Below are 19289 nucleotides of genomic sequence, written 5' to 3'. Positions count from 1 at the left end.
AATCGGTTTTGTTAACACAACCAATAACGTTTTAACTAGCTAAAGACAAACTATAAGCTTATAAAAAATAACAAGTATATGAATAGTTAGTCATTTACTGTCTGGATGACAGAGAAGCAAAAGGGAGAATTGCAATGGCTCTATATGATCCTAGTCTTGAAAAAGACAACTGTGGATTTGGTTTAATAGCGCAAATGGAAGGCCAACCGAGTCATAAGTTGGTACGAACTGCTATTTCAGCCCTCGATCGCATGACACACCGTGGTGGTATTGCTGCAGATGGTAAAACAGGAGATGGCTGTGGCTTATTGCTACAGAAGCCAGACTCTTATCTCAGAATTATTGCAGAAGAGAATAACTTCAAGCTCGGCAAGCAATACGCTGTCGGCATGATTTTCTTCAGCCAAGACCCAATCAAAGCGCAATCCGCGCAAGACATCGTCAATAAAGAACTCGCTCAAGAAACGTTAACCGTTGCAGGTTGGCGTGTCGTGCCGACCAACACCGACGTATTAGGTCCAATCGCAAAAGATTCCGTTCCTAATATTCAGCAAGTGTTTATCTCAGCACCTGCGGGGTGGCGTGAACGCGATATTGAACGACGCCTTTACATCGCTCGTCGTCGAATTGAAAAGCAGATCACCGAAGACAAAGATTTCTATATTTGTAGCCTTTCGACACAAGTCATGGTTTACAAAGGTCTGTGTATGCCGGCCGATCTTCCGCGATTTTACCTCGATCTTGCTGACTTACGTATGGAATCGGCGATATGCCTGTTCCACCAGCGCTTCTCTACCAATACTCAGCCGCGTTGGCCACTGGCTCAGCCATTCCGCTATTTGGCGCACAATGGTGAGATCAATACCATCGAAGGTAACCGTCAGTGGGCTAAAGCTCGTGCCTATAAATTCTCTTCACCACTGCTGCCCGATTTACAAACGGCCGCACCCTTTGTGAATGAGACAGGCTCAGATTCATCAAGCCTAGATAACATGCTCGACCTGTTCCTTGCCGGTGGTATGGATGTATTCCGAGCGATGCGTATGCTCGTGCCGCCCGCTTGGCAAAACCACCCAGACATGGATCCCGATCTGCGTGCATTCTACGACTTCAACTCCAAGCACATGGAACCGTGGGATGGCCCTGCAGGTATCGTCCTTTCTGACGGTCGTTACGCTGCGTGTAACCTAGATAGAAACGGCTTACGCCCTGCGCGTTATGTGATTACCAAAGACAATCTGATCACGCTGGCCTCTGAAGTGGGCATCTGGAATTACGCGCCAGACGAAGTGGCAGAGAAAGGGCGTGTCGGCCCGGGTGAACTACTCGTCATAGATACGCGCCGCGGTAAACTGTGGCAATCTAACGAGATCGACAATGACCTTAAAGGTCGCCATCCCTATAAAGAGTGGATGGAAAAGAACGTTCACAAACTCACACCGTTTTCCGATCTGCCCGATGAGCAAGTCGGTAAGCGCAGCTTTGACGATGACACGCTCAAGACCTACCAAAAACAGTTTGCGATGAGCAACGAAGAGTCGGACCAAATACTGCGTGTGCTTGGAGATATGGGACAAGAGGCCGTAGGCTCGATGGGCGATGATACGCCGATGGCTGTGCTCTCTTCGAAAGAACGTCTCGTCACTGACTATTTCCGTCAAATGTTTGCACAAGTCACCAACCCACCGATTGATCCATTGCGTGAAAAGCATGTTATGTCTTTAGCCACCAGTATCGGCCAAGAGATGAACGTGTTCTGCGAAACAGACGGTCACGCCTACCGTGTGACATTTAATTCGCCAGTTCTGGTCTACTCTGACATGCAGCAACTTCTGCAGTTAAATCAAAAACACTATGGCCACGCGATTCTTAGCATGCACTATGATCCTGCTGATAAAGATCTTGAACAAGCCATTAATGACTTGTGTGATCGTGCGGTGCAAGAGGTCCGTGATGGTGCTGTTTTGATTGTACTTTCAGACAAGCACTTAGAGAAAGGCAAGCTCCCGGTTCCAGCAGCTATGGCTGTCGGTGCCGTGCAAACTCGACTCGCAGACAACAACCTACGTTGTGATGCTAACATCGTGGTTGAGACAGCAACCGCACGTGACCCGCACCAATTTGCAGTTCTGCTTGGCTTCGGTGCAACCGCAGTTTATCCCTATCTCGCTTATGAAGCATTGGGCAAAATGTTGGACGATGGTTCTTTAAATAAAGACTATCGCACTGCATTGCAAAATTACCAAAACGGCATCAACAAAGGTCTGTATAAGATCATGTCGAAGATGGGTATCTCGACGATTGCTTCTTATCGCTGCTCGCAATTATTTGAGGCGGTCGGTTTGCATACCGATGTCGTTGACTTGTGTTTCCGAGGCGTAACGACTCGTATCCAAGGCGCTAGCTTTAGCGACTTCCAACAAGATATCTATAATCTATCTCGCAAAGCATGGACTAAGCGTAAACCACTGGAACATGGTGGCTTACTCAAATACGTACATGGCGGCGAATACCACGCCTATAACCCAGACGTAGTCAGCACCTTACAAACCGCCGTAAAGACAGGCGAAACCTCCGATTACCAATCTTTTGCGAAGCAAGTTAATGCCCGTCCTGCTGCTATGCTGCGCGACTTAATGAGCCTCAAAAAAGCCGATCAACCTCTGCCACTAGAACAAGTCGAGCCAAGTAGCGATCTCTTTAAACGCTTCGACTCTGCTGCTATGTCGATTGGTGCCTTAAGCCCTGAAGCTCATGAAGCATTGGCCATGGCGATGAACCGATTAGGAGGCTACTCCAACTCTGGTGAAGGTGGTGAAGATCCACGACGCTTTGGTACTGATCGTAATTCTCGTATCAAGCAGATAGCTTCCGGTCGCTTTGGTGTGACGCCACATTACTTAACCAATGCGGATGTTCTGCAAATCAAAGTCGCACAAGGTGCGAAGCCGGGCGAAGGTGGCCAACTGCCAGGACATAAAGTCACCGCAGAAATCGCCAAACTGAGATACTCAGTTCAAGGGGTAACACTGATCTCCCCTCCTCCGCACCACGATATTTATTCTATCGAGGATCTGGCGCAACTGATTTTCGATCTAAAACAAGTTAACCCGAAAGCCTTGGTTTCAGTGAAGTTAGTATCGGAACCGGGTGTGGGCACCATTGCTACTGGTGTGGCGAAGGCCTATGCCGACTTGATTACGATCTCCGGTTACGACGGTGGTACCGCGGCAAGCCCGCTGACCTCGGTAAAATACGCAGGTTGTCCTTGGGAGCTTGGCTTAGCGGAGACTCAACAAGCACTAGTCGCCAACGGCCTACGCCATAAGATCCGCTTGCAAGTCGATGGTGGTTTAAAAACCGGACTCGATGTTATCAAGGGCGCGATTCTCGGTGCTGAAAGCTTTGGTTTTGGTACTGCACCAATGGTCGCGATGGGTTGTAAGTTCTTACGAATTTGTCACCTAAACAACTGTGCAACGGGCGTTGCGACTCAAGATGAAACACTACGCAGTGAATACTTCAAAGGCCTGCCAGACATGGTAGTGAACTACTTTACCGGCCTAGCCGACGAAGTTCGCCAGTACCTTGCAGAACTTGGAGTCGAAAAGCTCACAGACCTGATTGGTCGCACGGATCTACTTGAAGCCGTTCAAGGCCTGACTGCGAAACAGAGTAAACTCGATCTTTCTTCAATACTCGAAGCTCCGGTATCTCCAGAAGGTCACCCACTGTTTTGGACCGAGCCAAACGCACCATTTGATAAAGCGCAACTCAACCAACAGATCCTTGATGATGCCATTGATGCGATTGAGAAACGTCAATCCACCAGCCTTTACTACAACGTAATCAACACCGATCGCTCGATTGGCGCTCGTATCTCTGGCGAAATAGCCAAACGTTACGGGAACCAAGGTATGGCGGGGTCACCAATTAAGTTGTATCTCGATGGCACAGCAGGCCAATCCTTTGCGGTTTGGAACGCTGGCGGCGTTGAGCTATATCTGACAGGCGATGCCAATGACTATGTCGGCAAAGGCATGGCAGGCGGTAAGGTGGTTATCAAACCTCACCAAGGCACTGCATTTGTTTGTAACGAAGCGACCATCATAGGTAACACTTGTTTGTATGGTGCGACCGGAGGCAAGCTATTTGCAGCTGGTACTGCAGGCGAACGATTTGGCGTGCGTAACTCAGGCACCGTTGCCGTGATTGAAGGTGCAGGCGACAATGCCTGTGAATACATGACCGGTGGTATTGTTGCCATTCTTGGCGCAACCGGAGTGAACTTCGGCGCCGGTATGACCGGTGGGTTTGCTTATGTGATGGACAAGAATGACGACTTCCAAGGCCGAGTGAACAACGAATCGGTCGAAGCACTTTCTCTGTCTGATCTATTTATCCACCAAGAACATCTACGCGGCCTGATTGCGGAGCACTTAGAAGAGACTGGCTCAGTACACGCTGAAGCTATTCTGGCGAACTTTGATGAATGGATTCCAAAGTTCTACCTAGTGAAGCCGAAGACGGCGGATCTCAACACCTTGCTCGGTCACCAAAGCCGCAGCTCTGCTGAACTTCGTGTTCAAGCGCAATAATTGGAAGGAGCCAATCATGAGCCAGAATGTATACCAATTTATTGATGTGAATCGCGTAGACCCAGCGAAGAAACCAATCAAGATACGTAAGATTGAGTTTGTAGAGATCTACGAACCTTTCACGAAGCAACAAGCTAAGGCACAGGCCGACCGCTGTTTAGACTGTGGTAACCCCTACTGTGAATGGAAGTGCCCAGTCCATAACTACATCCCTCAATGGCTCAAACTTGCCAATGAGGGGCGCATTATCGAAGCGGCTGAACTGTCCCACCAAACCAACAGCTTGCCTGAGGTTTGCGGACGAGTTTGTCCTCAAGATCGACTATGTGAAGGCTCTTGTACCCTCAACGACGATTTCGGCGCAGTAACCATCGGCAACATTGAAAAATACATCAATGACAAAGCGTTTGAGATGGGCTGGAAACCAGACATGTCTCACGTTGAATGGACCGACAAAAAGGTCGCGATCATTGGCGCAGGCCCCGCAGGTCTTGCTGCAGCTGATATCTTAGTTCGAAACGGTGTGAAGGCCGTGGTATTTGACCGCTACCCAGAGATCGGAGGCCTACTGACGTTTGGTATCCCATCGTTCAAACTCGAGAAAGGCATCATGGAAAACCGTCGCCGTATCTTTAGTGGGATGGGCGTTGAATTTAAGATGAATACCGAAGTCGGTAAAGACGTTCAACTACAACAACTTGTCGATGACTATGATGCTGTTTTCTTAGGGGTCGGTACTTATAAAAACATGCGCGCTGGGTTAGACAACGAAGAAGCACCGGGCGTTTATGATGCTCTACCCTTCCTTGTTTCCAATACCTACAAGGTCATGGAGCTGGATAATCCAACGCCATTCATCGACATGAAAGGCAAAAAAGTGGTCGTGCTTGGTGGTGGTGATACTGCGATGGACTGTGTTCGAACGTCTATTCGTCAGCACGCTGCGAATGTTGTTTGTGCTTATCGTCGAGATGAAGCGAATATGCCAGGCTCTCGCCGTGAGGTGAAAAATGCGAAAGAAGAAGGCGTGAAATTCATGTTCAATCTTCAACCATTAGCACTAGAAACCGATTCGTCAGGTCATGTGACTGGCGTCAAAGTGGTGAAGACGGCGCTAGGTGAACCCGATGAAGCAGGCCGACGTCGTCCGGAACCCGTTGAAGGCAGTGAACACGTTCTAGAAGCCGATGCTGTGATCATGGCATTTGGTTTCCAACCTCATGCAATGGAGTGGCTAGAACCATTCGGTGTAGAGCTCGACCAATGGGGTCGCATCAAGGCTCCCGGTAAACAAGAATTTCAATACCAAACCACCAACAGTAAGATCTTTGCAGGTGGTGATGCGGTTCGAGGATCTGACTTAGTCGTGACCGCTATCGACGAAGGCCGTAAAGCAGCGGAAGGAATATTGGATTACCTAGAAGTGTGACTAATCTAAGGTTTCCTTTATTACTCAGCTCGTTACTATAAAAAAGGATCCAATGATGGATCCTTTTTTGAATTAGATACGTTTATCACAAGCATATCGAAAATACGTAAACAATCGCAAACAAGCCAATACCTATAACTACAATTAAAACAACGCCATAGGAAACACTATGAAAAAAGCCGCTCTCCTTTCTCTATCTCTTTTGACTTTAACCGCTTGTAGCCAAGGAATCACGGACATGAAAGACAGAACTTCATCACCTTGTGGAGACAAACCAAACTGCGTATCAACTCAAGATGACCGTGAACAGCATACATTGGCCGCGTTTGAGTTATCAGATTCAGCAAACTTAGATGCCATTGAGCAGGTTGCGCTAACCTTACCGGGATCGAAAACCGCGAGTAAAACAGAAGATTACCTGCATGTTGAATGCACTTCTCGCATCATGCGCTTTGTCGATGACTTAGAACTTAAGATCACTGATGGCAAACTGATCGTGCGTTCAGAGTCTCGTACTGGTCACTCTGATTTTGGCGTAAACCGAAAGCGTGCTGAACAACTTCGCGCTAGCTTAAAAAGCGAAGGCCTGATCAAATAGATAAAAGAATACGCAGATAAATCGCTGCAATTCGGATGAGAAGTGCCTCTGGGCAGTCGCTCGACACTTCTTATCCATGCTACAATTTCGCTCTACTGTTTAAATATTATTTATTAAGAGACTACACATGAAAATCGGCATCATTGGCGCAATGGAGCAAGAAGTTGCGATCCTAAAGGCAGCAATTTCAGACATTACTGAAGTTAATAAAGGCGGTTGTACCTTTTTCTCTGGTCAGATAAATGGTGTTGACGTTGTTTTGCTTCAATCAGGCATTGGTAAAGTAGCCGCTGCAGTGGGTACTTCAATCCTACTAAGCGAATACCAGCCAGACGTAGTACTAAACACGGGCTCTGCTGGCGGTTTTGATTCAACACTGAACCTTGGCGATGTGGTTATCTCAACTGAAGTTCGTCACCACGATGCAGATGTTACAGCTTTCGGTTACGAAATCGGCCAAATGGCAGGTCAACCTGCAGCGTTCAAAGCGGACGACAAACTGATGGCTGTTGCTGAACAAGCACTAGCACAAATGGAAGATAAGCACGCCGTTCGCGGTCTTATCTGTACTGGCGACGCATTTGTTTGCACAGCAGAACGCCAAGAGTTCATCCGCAAGCACTTCCCATCGGTCGTTGCTGTAGAGATGGAAGCATCTGCTATCGCTCAAGCTTGTCACCAATTCCAAGTACCATTCGTGGTTGTTCGTGCAATCTCTGACGTTGCAGACAAAGAATCACCAATGAGCTTCGAAGAGTTCCTGCCACTAGCAGCACAAAGCTCTTCAGAAATGGTTATCAAGATGGTTGCCCTACTAAAGTAAGCGACTAGACATGCAAACACTGTTTGATCAGGTATTTGCAAATGGCGTGCTCCTTGTAATGTGGGGAGCACTGCTTTTTCATTTGATTTTACCTATCCCCCATGCCGCACACCCCACGACCTTATGGCATAAGTTTGCTGAGCTTTTAGCAAGCAAGGTTAATAACAACCAAAACTATTCCCAAAGCTTAATCTCGGGCACATTAGCCTGGGGCGTAATGGTACTGCCGACTCTGGTAATTCTATTGGCACTGCAACCATTGGTTTGGCAATCTCAACTGTTTGAATTAGCGCTGTTATTACTGGCGATTGATTGGCGCAATAATGAAAAGTTAGCAAATCAACTGATCAAAGCGCTTGGACGAGAAGATAAAGCTGCCGCTCGTCAGTTACTGGCTCCGGTTGTAAATCGTCAAACCGAATCACTGTCATCACTAGGGCTTGGCAAAGCCGCTGCTGAAACCATCATCATGGGTTACGCTCGCAATGTGGTATGTGTTTTATTCTGGTACGCCATTGGTGGTGGAATTGCGGCTTTAATGTATCGCCTTGTAGTCGAGTTAGCTCGAGCTTGGTCGCCAAGTCGCAAGCGATTTGCTCCGTTCGGCTCAACGGCTATCAAGATAGTCGCTATCCTCGAATTCATACCGATGCGTCTGTTTGCTTTGATGATCGTATGTGGTGACAAAGCGAGTCACACATTCAAGATGATGCTTACCCAGAGCCGTTCTTGGCCACTGCCTGGGCCAGCCTGGTTGATCACGGCCGTTGGCAACAAGCTAGAGTTATCATTGGGTGGCCCTGCTATTTACAACAACAACAAAACCATTCGCGCAAAATTAGGCGGAAGAATCGCCCCATCAGCTCTGCATTTATCTCAGGTTCAGAAGCTGCTGTTTGGTCGTATTGCTATCTGGATATTTTTACAAAGCCTAATCTTACTATTTGTTCACCAAGGGATTTAGAGTGAAACCTTCAGCACTTGTTACAAGCCTTACTCTTTTGTCTTCCAGCTTATGGCTACCTTTATCATTTGCAGAAGAAACATCACTGACTCCAGAAAAAGTACAACCTGCTCAACGGGTGGTCAGCCTTGCTCCTCATGCTACTGAACTCGCGTACAGTGCTGGCTTAGGTGACAGCCTTGTTGCGGTAAGTGAACGGAGTGATTACCCACCACAAGCAGACCAGCTTGAAAAAGTGGCAAACTATCAAGGTATCAAGGTTGAGAAGATCATCGCACTGCAACCTGATTTGATTCTTGCGTGGCCAGCGGGAAACCCGCCCAGAGAACTCGCGAAACTAGAGCAATTTGGGTTTAATATTTACTACTCGAAAACCAAAAGCCTAGACAGCATTGCGACCAATATTGAACAACTCAGCCAGTACTCCAGTGATCCGAGTATTGGGGAAAACAATGCCAAGCAATACAAAGAACAACTCAACGCATTGAGACTAAAATATAAAGATGCCGAACCAGTAAACTACTTTTATCAGCTAAGTGAAAAGCCGATCATCACCGTCGCTCAAGGGCACTGGCCAAGTGAGGTGTTTGAATTTTGTGGCGGCCAGAATATTTTCGAAGACAGCGCTTCCCCTTATCCGCAAGTTGGTATTGAACAAGTTGTATTAAGGAAACCGCAAGTGATCTTCACTTCTCAGCATGCAATTGAGAATGGAACCATGTGGCAAACTTGGGAAGATGAGATCCCGGCAGTCGCTCAAAATCAGATTTGGTCACTCAACTCTGACTGGATTAATCGCCCGACGACAAGAACTTTGAAAGCGATCCAACAAGTATGCGATTTCTTCGATAGAGCTAGGCAAAATCACTAACTATTTGCTGCGTTTTTTCGTACAATTCGCCACCGACCTGTCCCTACAATTTTAACTATAAGAGCACCAGTATCATGGACTCCATGCTGCTTTATATTATCGATTTATTTGGCACTGCCATTTTTGCTGTCTCAGGCGTATTTGTCGCGGGCCGTCTTAAGATGGATCCCTTTGGTGTCGCCGTTTTAGGTAGCGTAACCGCGATTGGCGGCGGTACGATTCGTGACATGGCACTGGGTGCAACTCCCGTGTTTTGGATCACCGATACCACCTACCTTTGGGTCATCATCACCACCTGTTTGCTGACCATGATTATAGTAAGACGTCCAAAGCGTCTGGCTTGGTGGATCCTGCCAGTATGTGATGCGATCGGCTTAGCGGTATTTGTTGGCATTGGTGTTGAAAAAGCGCTGAATTATCAAGACTCTGCATTGGTTGCTATTATCATGGGGGTTATCACAGGCTGCGGTGGCGGCATTATCCGTGACGTACTTGCTCGTGAAGTTCCAATGATCCTAAGAAGTGAAGTCTACGCCACGGCTTGTATCATTGGTGGTGCTTTCCATACCATGGCGATTCTCATGGGGCACGATTCAGAAACCGCATTTTTAGCCGGTGTGTTCACAACACTATTGATTAGGCTTGGCGCTATTCGCTGGCACTTGTCATTGCCAACCTTCGCTATCAAATAGATAGAACGATGACTAACAGGCTCCGCAAAGGGGCCTTTTTTAATTCGCTTTCAAATTACTTATCCCCCTCAATTTCCCCCTTCAAAGATCCCCCTTTTTTCCTGACACTCAATTTAGTTAGCTTGTTAGTTCATAGCTCTTAGCTTATGAATTAGTAATGCTTTTTATTTACTTACCTAGTTAACAGGCTATATTAGTAAACCAATATCTTTATAAATTATTTTATTTACTAATATAGTCTGCCAATAAGGAGTTAAAAATGAGTATCAATAAAGTGGGCATTGTTTTCTTCTCTAAGAATGGAGCGACTAAGCAAGTCGCTGAGACAATCGCAGAAGGCATTAACACTCAACAATCTAACTCAGCACTGCTCATCGAGGTGCTCTCTTCTGAAATAGTCGAAGGAAGATTTGACAATGACGATAAGCTCAGCGCATTAGACAATTGTGATGCGATTATTTTTGGCGCGCCAACCTACATGGGCTCACCAGCGGCTCAATTTAAGAGCTTTATGGATGCAAGCAGTGATACCTACTGTAAAAAAGCATGGCGAAATAAGCTCGCTGCAGGTTTCACCACTGGTGGTAGCCTTAACGGTGAACAACAGCAAACCCTACTGAGCTTTTTCACTCTGGCTTGTCAGCATGGCATGATTTGGGCAGGGCTTGATATCTCAAAGCATATTGATGATTTAGGTTTGAATCGCACAGGTTCAAGTATTGGTTTGGTCGCCAGTGATGATCAGACGGTTGAGAGCACCAATAATCACATCAATAGTAATGATCTTAAAACCGCTTTCTATTTTGGCCAACGCATCGCGAGTCTAGTTAAGGAAACCTAACTAGATAATTGACGAGCTAACGTCAAAACCCCTAGCTTGTCTGATATCTATGAGCTCAGACTAGAGAATGAATGGCGTTTGAGGTAACTTGGTTTAATCATTCCCAACTTTCATGAATATAACCCAATGCTCCTCGAAGGAATCGAAACTCTACTGGTTTTAAGTAAAGCAAAAACCATGAGCCGCACCGGCAGTTTGCTTTATATCAGCCAATCAGCGGTCAGCAAACGGATTGCTAATTTAGAAAAGAAGTTAGGCAAGAAACTCATAGAACCGAGTGGCCGACAGATCAAACTGACGCCAGATGCGATTGCATTAATCGAGAGTATCGGCCCTGCATTCAATGAGCTTCGTGGTCTTATTTATGAGCAGCAAGAGTTGGAAGATACCACCCTCATCACCTTAGATAGCTCTAAGTCGCTGATCGCAGGTTATCTAGGTGAAATGATGGGGAAATTTATCCAGCAAGATAAATACATCACCATTACCACGAACCATACCCCAAGAATCATAGAGCGAGTGCAATCTGGCAAAGCGACCTTAGGGTTGTGTGCTGGCTTACTGCCACCGCATCATGGCTTGATGACATTCCACCTGTTTGATGAGCCTTTTTACATCGTGAGTAAGTCGCCGTTAACGGAGCTTCCTCCAATGGTTATCACTAACGACATGACCAATCCGGCAAACTCGTATCAGTTATCTGTGCTCGAAAAGTTCGGCATCAAACCCTTGATGGAGATGGATGCCTACACCGCAGCAGCCCAGTTAGCACTCGGTGGGACAGGGCCAGCGTTGATCCCGCTATCTATCGTAAAAACACTCAATATTGAGCCTCAATACCTGTTTAGTTTTCCCGAATTGAAGGGATTGATTAGACCGATTCATATCTGTGTAAGGCCGAACAGCTATCAATCTCCACGAGTTAAAATACTGATAGAATCCATTGTTGATGCTGTTCCCAAAGCAGTTTAGATGCCATTAACATCGACATCACGATCACAAGGGGGCGAATCCACTTCTGCCCTTTTGTCACCACTACTTTAGCGCCAAGTTGAGCGCCCATAAAGCCACCAACTGCCATCACTAATCCCAACTCCCAAATTGGCAAGCCAGCCAAAATAAAGAAGATCAATGCGGCTATATTCGAGGTAAAGTTAAGAACCTTAGTACGTGCTGTTGCATCCACTAAAGAGAAATGGCCGATAGCAACAAAACAGACGGTGAAAATAGAACCCGTTCCTGGGCCAAAGAAGCCATCGTAGAAACCAACACCGCCGCCAATGCACAAAGCAAACACGGCTTCAGACATCTTTTGCTTACCTTCAGACGCTCTAGTTTGGGGTGCTAATAGGAAATAGAGAGAGATGGCGATAAGCAGTAAGGGGATCATGCTCGTCAATAAACTCGCATCAATATGCTGCACTAACTCAGCACCAATCGCAGAACCGATAAAGGTACAGAGAATGGCAAGACGCATCTCTTTTATGTTCACGATACCGTTGCGTACGAAATACCAACTGGCGGAGAAACTACCAAAAGAACTTTGAAGTTTGTTGGTGGCCAATGCCTGCGTTGGTGGTACTCCTGCCGCTAGCAATGCAGGTAGAGTCAATAATCCACCGCCGCCAGCCATTGCATCAATAAAGCCTGCCGCCGTTGCAACAACAAACAAGATAGCCAATATTTCTAGAGTGATTTCCATATACCCAACGCCTTAAATTCTCGTGTAGCGACAACTTACCACCGTGAGCAAACAATCAACAACGAAACACAAGATTGTAACCTATTCCAAATTTTCATCATTTAGCCATTACCAGATCTTCACCAGATGACAGGCATAAAAAAGCCCACTCCGAAGAGTGGGCTTTGAGCATTTATATCCGCTTAACAGCGATACACGTTAGTCAATTAAGCTAGAGAAGCTTTAACCTGTGCGTGCAGTTCTTGAACTGAAGTTACTGACGTTTTCGCGTCTGCAGTGTGCGCCATACAAGTCGCAAATGCAGCATTTAGCGTCGTCGTGTAGTTCACTTTCTCAGCCAGTGCGCCACGACGAAGAACTTTAGAATCTTCAATCGCTTGACGGCCAGCCGCAGTGTTCACGATGTACGTGTACTCATTGTTCTTGATACGGTCAAGAATATGAGGACGACCTTCGTGTACCTTGTTTACTAGACGTGGGTTGATACCCGCTTCGCCAAGGATAACTGCAGTACCATGTGTTGCGTCTAGCTGGTAGCCAAGCTTAGATAGCTTAGATGCTAGGTCAACAACACGCTCTTTGTCGCCTTCGCGAACAGAAAGAAGTGCACGGCCGCCTTCTGGGTAGATGTTGCCACAACCCAATTCAGCTTTAGAGTATGCTTCAGCAAACGTTGCACCAACACCCATAACTTCACCAGTAGAGCGCATTTCTGGGCCTAATAGTGGGTCAACACCCGGGAATTTGTTGAACGGAAGAACAACTTCTTTCACTGAGTAGTATGGTGGGATGATTTCTTTCGTAAAGCCTTGAGACTCTAGCGATTGACCCGCCATAACACGAGCTGCAATCTTAGCGACTGCTGCGCCTGTTGCTTTCGATACGAACGGTACTGTACGTGCTGCACGAGGGTTAACCTCGATTAGGTACACTTCATTGTTCTTAACAGCAAACTGCGTATTCATTAGACCACGAACACCCAACTCGAACGCTAGCTTTTCAACTTGCTCACGCATTACGTCTTGGATTTCTTGGCTTAGCGTGTAAGCAGGAAGAGAACATGCTGAGTCACCTGAGTGAACACCCGCTTGTTCGATATGCTCCATGATACCCGCAATAACAACGCGCTCACCGTCACAAATCGCATCAACGTCGACTTCAATTGCATCATCTAGGAAGCTATCAAGTAGTACTGGAGATTCGTTTGAAACACTTACAGCTTCGTTGAAGTAGCGACGTAAATCTTGCTCGTCGTATACGATTTCCATCGCACGACCACCAAGAACATAAGAAGGACGAACAACCAATGGGAAGCCGATTTCGCGAGATTTTTCTACCGCTTGCTCCATTGTTGTTACTGTCGCGTTTTCTGGTTGTAGAAGACCAAGACGGTCAACAGCAACTTGGAAACGCTCACGGTCTTCTGCACGGTCGATTGCGTCAGGGCTAGTACCAATGATTGGTACGCCAGCAGCTTCAAGCTCACGAGCCAGTTTCAGTGGTGTTTGGCCACCGTACTGAACGATAACGCCTTTTGGCTTCTCAACACGAACGATTGCTAGTACGTCTTCCAGAGTTACTGGTTCAAAATACAGACGGTCAGACGTATCGTAGTCAGTCGAAACTGTCTCAGGGTTACAGTTAACCATGATTGTTTCGTAGCCATCTTCACGTAGTGCTAAAGATGCATGTACACAACAGTAATCGAATTCAATACCTTGGCCGATACGGTTTGGACCGCCGCCTAAGATCATGATTTTCTCTTTGTCTGTTGGGTTCGATTCACATTCGTCATCGTAAGATGAGTACATGTAAGCCGTATCAGAAGAGAACTCAGCCGCACACGTATCTACGCGCTTGTAAACTGGGTGAATATCGTATTGGTCACGTAGACGACGAATTTCACTTTCAGCCACACCTAGAATCTTAGACAGGCGAGCATCAGCAAAACCTTTACGCTTAAGCTTCATTAGCTCGTCTTTATTCAGACCAGCAAAGCCTTTCGCTTTAAGTTCTTGCTCTAGTTTTACGATGTCTTCGATTTGAACTAGGAACCAGCGGTCAATTTGCGTTAGGTTGAATACACCATCAACTGACATACCAGCACGGAAAGCGTCTGCGATGTACCAAATACGGTCAGAACCGGCTTCTTTAAGCTCATGGCGAATCGTCGTTAGAGCATCAGGTGCATCTAGGTCGACCATTTCGTCGAAACCAGTTGCGCCAACTTCTAGACCGCGAAGTGCTTTCTGTAGAGATTCTTGTTGGTTACGGCCGATAGCCATAACTTCACCAACCGACTTCATTTGCGTCGTTAGACGGTCGTTAGCACCTGCAAACTTCTCGAAGTTAAAACGAGGAATCTTAGTTACTACGTAGTCGATTGTTGGTTCGAATGATGCTGGAGTTGCGCCGCCAGTGATGTCATTCATTAGCTCGTCTAGCGTAAAGCCAACAGCCAGTTTCGCTGCAATCTTAGCGATTGGGAAACCTGTTGCTTTAGAAGCAAGTGCAGAAGAACGAGATACACGTGGGTTCATCTCGATGATAACCATACGGCCATCTTTCGGATTGATACCAAACTGTACGTTTGAACCACCCGTTTCAACACCAATCTCACGCAGTACCGCTAGAGAAGCGTTACGCATTAGTTGGTATTCTTTGTCTGTTAGCGTTTGAGCCGGAGCCACTGTGATCGAGTCACCAGTGTGAATACCCATTGGGTCAAAGTTTTCAATCGCACATACGATGATGCAGTTGTCGTTCTTGTCGCGAACCACTTCCATCTCGTACTCTTTCCAACCGATAAGTGATTCATCGATAAGAAGTTCGTTGGTTGGAGATAGGTCCAAACCACGACGACAGATTTCTTCAAATTCTTCTTTGTTATAAGCGATACCACCGCCTGTACCACCCATCGTAAACGATGGACGAATGATACAAGGGAAACCAACCATTTCTTGAACTTTGTAAGCTTCTTCCATCGTTTTCGCTGTATCAGCCGTTGGACACTCAAGACCAATCGATTTCATTGCTTTATCAAAACGAGAGCGGTCTTCAGCTTTATCGATAGCGTCAGCAGTTGCGCCAATCATCTCTACGCCGAACTCTTCAAGTACGCCGTATTTTTCTAAATCTAACGCACAGTTAAGTGCAGTTTGGCCGCCCATTGTCGGTAGAACTGCATCTGGCTTCTCTTTAGCGATGATGTTACGAACCACTTCCCATTGGATAGGTTCGATGTAAGTCGCATCAGCCATGTCTGGGTCAGTCATGATTGTCGCTGGGTTCGAGTTTACAAGAATAACTCGGTAACCTTCTTCGCGAAGTGCTTTACAAGCTTGAGCACCAGAGTAATCAAACTCACATGCTTGACCGATAACAATCGGGCCAGCACCTAGAATTAGAACACTTTTAATGTCAGTACGTTTTGGCATTATCTACTACTCCGGATTACGCTTTGTCTTGTTTGTTTGCAACAGACTGGTTAATTAATTCAATGAAGTGGTCGAATAGCGGTGCCGCATCTTCTGGACCTGGGCTTGCTTCTGGGTGACCTTGGAAGCTAAATGCTGGCTTATCTGTACGGTGGATACCTTGTAGAGAACCATCAAATAGAGACTTATGAGTCGCTCGTAATGTCTCTGGAAGCGTATCTTCGTCAGCAGCAAAGCCGTGGTTTTGTGAAGTAATCATCACAACATCACGATCTAAATCTTTAACCGGGTGGTTTGCACCGTGGTGACCAAACTTCATCTTCACTGTCTTAGCGCCTGACGCAAGAGCAAGAATCTGGTGACCTAGACAGATACCAAAGATTGGCAAACCTTTTTCTAGAAACACTTTTGTTGCTTCAATTGCGTAAGTACATGGTTCTGGGTCACCAGGGCCATTTGAAAGGAAAACACCGTCTGGGTTCAGAGCGAGTACTTCTTCTGCTGAAGTTTCAGCAGGAACAACCGTTAGGCGGCAGCCGCGGTCAACAAGCATTCGTAAGATATTTCGTTTTGCACCGAAGTCATAAGCAACAACGTGGTATGGCAATTCAGAGTCTGCTTTCGCTTCAGGAAGTCCACCCGTAAGCGTCCACGAACCTTGTTTCCATTGATACGCTTCTTTTGTTGTAACTTCTTTCGCAAGGTCCATACCTTTCAGGCCAGGGAATTCTTTTGCTTTAGCAAGAGCTAGAGCCTCATCAAGGTTGTTACCCGCTACGATACAACCGTTTTGAGCACCTTTTTCACGAAGAATACGCGTCAGCTTACGAGTATCGATATCAGCGATACCAACAACGTTTTGCGACTTAAGGTAATCAGAAAGGGATTGTTCATTACGGAAGTTAGAAGCGATTAGAGGGAGATCGCGAATCACAAGGCCTTGAGCGTGGATTGAAGAAGATTCTTCATCTTCGGAATTGGTTCCGGTATTGCCAATGTGAGGGTAAGTAAGGGTAACGATTTGTTGAGAATAGGAAGGATCAGTGAGGATTTCTTGGTACCCCGTCATCGAGGTATTAAAAACGACTTCACCAACTGCAGAACCTACAGCGCCAATGGCTTCACCGTGAAATACTGTCCCATCTTCTAGGACGAGTAGTGCTGACTTCTTCAAGACAACCTCCAGAAATAAAAATGCATTAAAATTGATTTAATTTGCAAATCTACCTTCCTGTAACACCAAAAACTGCGTGTTTATGGAAATTAGACAAATTGGCGATATTCTAGTGATCTGCGTGATACGTGTCAACATTTAACGAGAAAGAAATTAAACATTTGTAAGAACTAATTCAATTTCCCCCATCAAAGCTTCAAAAGTTCAACTTTTATACTCTATTAATAGGAATATTACGATTTTCTAATTTTAACCCGTCATTTTAGCTAACCATAGAGTGCCAAAAATATCAGCAACAAAACGCAATCGATAAATACCAAGAGAAAACATGGTAATTTAAAGACCTAAAGCAAAAAACACACCAAAGACCGCATAAATAGCACAAAAATAGAGAAAAAATGGCAATAAAAAGAAAGTAGAAGGAAGATCGTAGAAGAGAGATTATTAAGGAAAAGCCACCAAATAAAGAAAGCGCCGGCAATTGCCAGCGCATAAATATCTATTTACAGGTCATTCAAACCAAGGACATCCGTCATGGTATAAAAGCCTGCTGGCTTGTCATTTAGCCAAACAGCCGCCTTGATCGCACCATTGGCAAAGGTCATTCTATCCGTTGCCTTATGGGTAATTTCAACGCGCTCGCCAATATCAGCAAACATAGCGGTATGCTCACCAATGATGTCACCGGCACGAATGGTCGCAAAACCGATCTCATCTTTTGTACGCTCGCCCGTAATGCCTTCGCGTGACCATACAGCGACATCGTTTAGCTCGTTGCCCATCGCTCCGGCTATCGCTTCGCCCATGCCAATCGCAGTACCAGAAGGTGCATCGACTTTATGACGGTGGTGAGCCTCTACGATTTCAACATCACAGTAATCGCCCATCACTTTAGCGGCCTTTTCTAGCAGCTTAAATACTAGGTTCACACCAACGCTGTAGTTTGGTGCCATTACAATAGACATCTCTTTTGATGCTGTATCGATGACCTGCTTTTCTTCTTCAGAGAAACCAGTAGTGCCGATGATCAGTTTTTTACCGTGACGCTTACAAAGTTCAATATTCGCTAATGTGCTCACAGGTGCGGTAAAGTCGACGATCACATCAAACTCTTCAATCGCTTTCGAAAGGTCATCAACTAAAGCTACATCAAAACGACCTTCACCGCATAACTCGCCAACATCAACACCGACCAAAGATGACTCTGGACGCTCTGAACCAGCGCCAACGCTTGCTTCTGAATTTTGGTGAGCGGCTTTCACCAAGTTACGACCCATACGGCCAGCTGCTCCTGCAATTGCAATTCTTACCACTGCGAATATCTCCATTGTTTTGGTTACCGTCACTGCTCATCTGTCGCAGCAACGTTCATTCGATTAATCTCTTTAAACTAACAACAATCTCAAACTCAGGCTAGCAATTACGAAAACTCTTTTATTACTCGCTCTAAAATGGGCACATTCGCTTCAGGGAATGCGTATTGGCTCAATGATTCAAGATCGACCCATTCACCTTGTTGCCCTTCTTTACCATAAGGCTGTTGCTCGAAATCAGTCACAAGAATGAAATCAAACTTAAGCGACTTGTCACTGTAATCAAATTCAAGGTGCTCAAACAGAGACTGCTCTGTCACCTTGATGCCAATCTCTTCATCAAGTTCACGAGCCATCGCTTGCTCAATGGTTTCGCCCGCTTCTACTTTACCACCAGGGAATTCCCAGAAACCGCCTTTGTGCTTGTCGTCTAGGCGTTTAGTGATAAAGACCTGTGACTTATCTTGGTTGAAGATAATGCCCGCGACAATATGGATTCTTTTCATATGATGATGTTCCTTAATAAACGCTTGGCCTACGTTGCCCCTAAATTCGTCACCCTCCAGAAGGAGTAACGACTGAGGTGGGAAGCTAATACAACAACCTTAAGCCAAACTATCAAACAAGATTCCCGACTGCGCTCGCTCCTCGCTATAGGGAATGACGACTTTCCTTTCGACAAAAAGATAAGTCATGAAATTTACATACAAAAAGAGCCGCCTAAGCGACTCTTTTTATCAAAATTATATTAAGGCAAAGCTGTATTGGTTGAGAACGAGGAGGCGACGCGGAGTTTACAAGTGTAAATGAGCATCGCCGACGAAGTTATCAGCCACTACAGCAAAGC

General features: G+C 46.1%; 14 protein-coding genes. 9 read left to right on the top strand and 5 right to left on the bottom strand.

What is annotated here, in order from left to right; translation table 11 throughout:
* The first annotated feature begins 134 nt into the window (after positions 1–134).
* From gltB to AC3CH4_RS02215, 9 genes are all read left to right on the top strand, one after another.
* Positions 135–4598 (top strand): glutamate synthase large subunit, encoded by a 4464-nt coding sequence (gene gltB, locus AC3CH4_RS02255; protein WP_488543240.1) that lies wholly within the window; start codon positions 135–137, stop codon positions 4596–4598.
* Between the two features lie 16 nt (positions 4599–4614).
* Positions 4615–6027 (top strand): FAD-dependent oxidoreductase, encoded by a 1413-nt coding sequence (locus AC3CH4_RS02250; protein ID WP_009848402.1) that lies wholly within the window; start codon positions 4615–4617, stop codon positions 6025–6027.
* 169 nt (positions 6028–6196) lie between these two features.
* On the top strand, positions 6197–6625 hold the full coding sequence (locus tag AC3CH4_RS02245; protein ID WP_488543239.1) for a DUF1499 domain-containing protein: 429 nt from the start codon (positions 6197–6199) through the stop codon (positions 6623–6625).
* 127 nt (positions 6626–6752) lie between these two features.
* On the top strand, positions 6753–7448 hold the full coding sequence (gene mtnN / locus AC3CH4_RS02240) for a 5'-methylthioadenosine/S-adenosylhomocysteine nucleosidase (protein WP_017090520.1): 696 nt from the start codon (positions 6753–6755) through the stop codon (positions 7446–7448).
* 10 nt (positions 7449–7458) lie between these two features.
* Positions 7459–8412, top strand: coding sequence for a cobalamin biosynthesis family protein (locus AC3CH4_RS02235; protein WP_488543238.1), 954 nt, complete (start codon positions 7459–7461; stop codon positions 8410–8412).
* A gap of 1 nt (position 8413) precedes the next feature.
* Complete coding sequence (gene btuF, locus AC3CH4_RS02230) at positions 8414–9283, top strand: vitamin B12 ABC transporter substrate-binding protein BtuF (RefSeq protein WP_488543237.1); 870 nt, start codon at positions 8414–8416, stop codon at positions 9281–9283.
* A gap of 74 nt (positions 9284–9357) precedes the next feature.
* Positions 9358–9975, top strand: a complete 618-nt coding sequence (locus AC3CH4_RS02225; RefSeq protein WP_004734978.1) for a TRIC cation channel family protein — start codon at positions 9358–9360, stop codon at positions 9973–9975.
* 259 nt (positions 9976–10234) lie between these two features.
* Positions 10235–10816 (top strand): flavodoxin family protein, encoded by a 582-nt coding sequence (locus AC3CH4_RS02220; RefSeq protein WP_488543236.1) that lies wholly within the window; start codon positions 10235–10237, stop codon positions 10814–10816.
* Between the two features lie 126 nt (positions 10817–10942).
* Positions 10943–11788: a LysR family transcriptional regulator gene (locus tag AC3CH4_RS02215; RefSeq protein ID WP_488543235.1), complete on the top strand. Its 846-nt coding sequence runs from the start codon at positions 10943–10945 to the stop codon at positions 11786–11788.
* Here AC3CH4_RS02215 and AC3CH4_RS02210 read toward each other — a convergent pair.
* The 5 genes from AC3CH4_RS02210 to mutT form a co-directional block, all read right to left on the bottom strand.
* Positions 11739–12518: a TSUP family transporter gene (locus tag AC3CH4_RS02210; protein WP_017080245.1), complete on the bottom strand. Its 780-nt coding sequence runs from the start codon at positions 12516–12518 to the stop codon at positions 11739–11741. The two genes, AC3CH4_RS02215 and AC3CH4_RS02210, sit on opposite strands and share 50 nt — an antisense overlap.
* A 206-nt stretch (positions 12519–12724) precedes the next feature.
* On the bottom strand, positions 12725–15955 hold the full coding sequence (carB, locus tag AC3CH4_RS02205; protein ID WP_017077692.1) for a carbamoyl-phosphate synthase large subunit: 3231 nt from the start codon (positions 15953–15955) through the stop codon (positions 12725–12727).
* 16 nt (positions 15956–15971) lie between these two features.
* Positions 15972–17129 (bottom strand): glutamine-hydrolyzing carbamoyl-phosphate synthase small subunit, encoded by a 1158-nt coding sequence (gene carA / locus AC3CH4_RS02200; RefSeq protein ID WP_017072829.1) that lies wholly within the window; start codon positions 17127–17129, stop codon positions 15972–15974.
* A gap of 503 nt (positions 17130–17632) precedes the next feature.
* Positions 17633–18457 carry a 4-hydroxy-tetrahydrodipicolinate reductase gene (gene dapB, locus AC3CH4_RS02195; RefSeq protein WP_488543610.1) on the bottom strand — a complete coding sequence of 275 codons (825 nt, stop codon included), beginning with the start codon at positions 18455–18457 and terminating at the stop codon, positions 17633–17635.
* A 92-nt stretch (positions 18458–18549) separates the two neighbouring features.
* Complete coding sequence (gene mutT / locus AC3CH4_RS02190; protein WP_488543234.1) at positions 18550–18948, bottom strand: 8-oxo-dGTP diphosphatase MutT; 399 nt, start codon at positions 18946–18948, stop codon at positions 18550–18552.
* Between the last annotated feature and the right edge of the window lie 341 nt (positions 18949–19289).

It is taken from the genome of Vibrio sp. QJM3NY_26, assembly GCF_057786005.1.
Note: the sequence above shows the minus strand (reverse complement) of the source record. Positions and strands in the feature narration are given on the sequence as shown.